Raw genomic sequence first — 2549 nt, 5'->3', positions numbered from 1 at the left:
GGGGTGATGGGTGGCTGGTCGTTGTTTGAGAACTGCACAGTGGACGCGAGCATCTGTGGCCAAGTTTTTAAGGGCGCACGGTGGATGCCTTGGCACCAGGAACCGATGAAGGACGTGGGAGGCCACGATAGTCCCCGGGGAGTCGTCAACCAGGCTTTGATCCGGGGGTTTCCGAATGGGGAAACCCGGCAGTCGTCATGGGCTGTCACCCGCTGCTGAACACATAGGCAGTGTGGAGGGAACGCGGGGAAGTGAAACATCTCAGTACCCGCAGGAAGAGAAAACAACCGTGATTCCGGGAGTAGTGGCGAGCGAAACCGGATGAGGCCAAACCGTATGCGTGTGAGACCCGGCAGGGGTTGCGCATGCGGGGTTGTGGGATCTCTCTTCTGTCGTCTGCCGGCGGCAGGACGAGTCAGAAACCGTTGATGTAGGCGAAGGACATGCGAAAGGTCCGGCGTAGAGGGTAAGACCCCCGTAGTCGAAACGTCAGCGGCTCGTTTGAGAGACACCCAAGTAGCACGGGGCCCGAGAAATCCCGTGTGAATCTGGCGGGACCACCCGCTAAGCCTAAATATTCCCTGGTGACCGATAGCGGATAGTACCGTGAGGGAATGGTGAAAAGTACCGCGGGAGCGGAGTGAAATAGTACCTGAAACCGTGTGCCTACAAGCCGTGGGAGCGTCGGATACGTGCTTGCACGTATCTCGTGACTGCGTGCCTTTTGAAGAATGAGCCTGCGAGTTTGCGGTGTGTTGCGAGGTTAACCCGAGTGGGGAAGCCGTAGCGAAAGCGAGTCCGAATAGGGCGTTTTTAGTAGCACGCTCAAGACCCGAAGCGGAGTGATCTAGCCATGGGCAGGTTGAAGCGGAGGTAAGACTTCGTGGAGGACCGAACCCACCAGGGTTGAAAACCTGGGGGATGACCTGTGGTTAGGGGTGAAAGGCCAATCAAACTCCGTGATAGCTGGTTCTCCCCGAAATGCATTTAGGTGCAGCGTCGTGTGTTTCTTGCCGGAGGTAGAGCACTGGATAGGCGATGGGCCCTACCGGGTTACTGACCTTAGCCAAACTCCGAATGCCGGTAAGTGAGAGCGCGGCAGTGAGACTGTGGGGGATAAGCTCCATGGTCGAGAGGGAAACAGCCCAGAGCATCGACTAAGGCCCCTAAGCGTACGCTAAGTGGGAAAGGATGTGGAGTCGCACAGACAACCAGGAGGTTGGCTTAGAAGCAGCCACCCTTGAAAGAGTGCGTAATAGCTCACTGGTCTAGTGATTCCGCGCCGACAATGTAGCGGGGCTCAAGCGTACCGCCGAAGTCGTGTCATTGCAGCGTATAGCCCCAACGGGTGCTGTGATGGGTAGGGGAGCGTCGTCTGCCGGGTGAAGCGGCACTGGAAGGTAGTCGTGGACGGTTGACGAGTGAGAATGCAGGCATGAGTAGCGATACAAACGTGAGAAACGTTTGCGCCGATTGACTAAGGGTTCCTGGGTCAAGCTGATCTGCCCAGGGTAAGTCGGGACCTAAGGCGAGGCCGACAGGCGTAGTCGATGGATAACCGGTTGATATTCCGGTACCCGCTGTGAAGCGTCAAACATCGAGCATCGTGATGCTAAGGCCGTGAAGCCGTTCCGGACCCTTCGGGGAAAGGAAAGTGGTGGAGCCGCCGAACCAAGCGGTTAGTAGGTGAGTGATGGGGTGACGCAGGAAGGTAGTCCATCCCGGGCGGTGGTTGTCCCGGGGTAAGGGTGTAGGACGTCGGGTAGGTAAATCCGCCTGGCACATAGTCTGAGACCTGATGCCGAGCCGATTGTGGTGAAGTGGATGATCCTATGCTGTCGAGAAAAGCCTCTAGCGAGTTTCATGGCGGCCCGTACCCTAAACCGACTCAGGTGGTCAGGTAGAGAATACCGAGGCGTTCGGGTGAACTATGGTTAAGGAACTCGGCAAAATGCCCCCGTAACTTCGGGAGAAGGGGGGCCACAACCGGTGATGAGCTTCGCGCTCTGAGCTGGGGGTGGCCGCAGAGACCAGCGAGAAGCGACTGTTTACTAAAAACACAGGTCCGTGCGAAGCCGTAAGGCGATGTATACGGACTGACGCCTGCCCGGTGCTGGAACGTTAAGGGGACCGGTTAGCTCACTTTCGGGTGGGCGAAGCTGAGAACTTAAGCGCCAGTAAACGGCGGTGGTAACTATAACCATCCTAAGGTAGCGAAATTCCTTGTCGGGTAAGTTCCGACCTGCACGAATGGCGTAACGACTTCTCGACTGTCTCAACCATAGGCCCGGTGAAATTGCACTACGAGTAAAGATGCTCGTTTCGCGCAGCAGGACGGAAAGACCCCGGGACCTTTACTACAGTTTGATATTGGTGTTCGGTTCGGCTTGTGTAGGATAGCTGGGAGACTGTGAAGCAGGCACGCCAGTGTTTGTGGAGTCGTCGTTGAAATACCAGTCTGGTCGTGCTGGATGTCTAACCTGGGTCCGTGATCCGGATCAGGGACAGTGTCTGATGGGTAGTTTAACTGGGGCGGTTGCCTCCTAAAG

At 56.7% G+C, this 2549-nt stretch carries 1 rRNA gene; it reads left to right on the top strand.

Annotated elements, in window-relative coordinates:
* Positions 1 to 57 precede the first annotated feature (57 nt).
* Positions 58 to 2549 (top strand): 23S ribosomal RNA (locus ACIP4Y_RS38415); the annotation flags it as partial.

The organism is Streptomyces sp. NPDC088810 (assembly GCF_044750305.1).
Taxonomy (GTDB): domain Bacteria; phylum Actinomycetota; class Actinomycetes; order Streptomycetales; family Streptomycetaceae; genus Streptomyces.
Note: the sequence above shows the minus strand (reverse complement) of the source record. Positions and strands in the feature narration are given on the sequence as shown.